The sequence below is a fragment of the Megasphaera hominis genome, assembly GCF_014269395.1.
Lineage (GTDB): Bacteria > Bacillota > Negativicutes > Veillonellales > Megasphaeraceae > Megasphaera > Megasphaera hominis.
In genome coordinates this window covers 1-702 of sequence record NZ_JACOGK010000078.1, presented here as the reverse complement: position 1 = coordinate 702, position 702 = coordinate 1, and the positions used below count along the sequence as shown (strand labels likewise).

Annotated in this window: 1 protein-coding gene; it reads right to left on the bottom strand. The window is 40.9% G+C overall.

What is annotated here, in order from left to right:
• Positions 1–599 precede the first annotated feature (599 nt).
• Positions 600–702 (bottom strand): IS3 family transposase (locus H8J70_RS12370; protein WP_186503584.1); only part of this gene is annotated, 103 nt, incomplete at its 5' end.

The window sequence follows — 702 nt, the reverse complement described above, 5'->3', positions numbered from 1 at the left end:
GCGACCTATTTCTAATCGTTGTTCTTTCGTTAATTTCACGTGGCAACCTCCCATCTAACAATTGAGGGCATCGGATACTAATTAGAAAATCTTTTATCCAAGATTACTACATTTAGTATCCAATTTCTACCCCCTCCATGTCCAACTTTAGCATACCACGTGCAGGGAAAGCCTACCTTTCATATATTTTTAAGATAATATTGTTTTCTATACATAAAACTATTATTTTTAAGGTTTATGGAGCAATTGCTTTCCCTGGGGGGAAAGTGGCCGCGAAGCGGTCGATAGAGGCGTTTCATGACAGTGTAATCAATTGGCTGATTAGTAAGCTATAGCGCTGATATAACCGGGGAGAGAGGGTACTTGCAGAAAATGATATTTTGTACGAAACCTGTTGTTTCTTCCAGCCTCTCTCCCCCGCAAAGCGGGGACTCTCCCCGCCTTGCGGGGAAAGCATTCCTTTCATATATTTTTAAGATAATATTGTTTTCCATGCATAAAACTATTATTTTTAAGGTTTATGGTGCAATTGCTTTCCCTGAGGGGAAAGTGGGGGGTGCAGACGTTTTGGGGGTGCAGACGTTTTTTTTGGACCGTCCTCACTTTGTAGGCAATAAGCCTAAACTTATTCTATACTGTATCGGGCTCATGCCACCCAAAGACATCTTAATCCGATCTTCGTTATACCAATGAAGATATCTA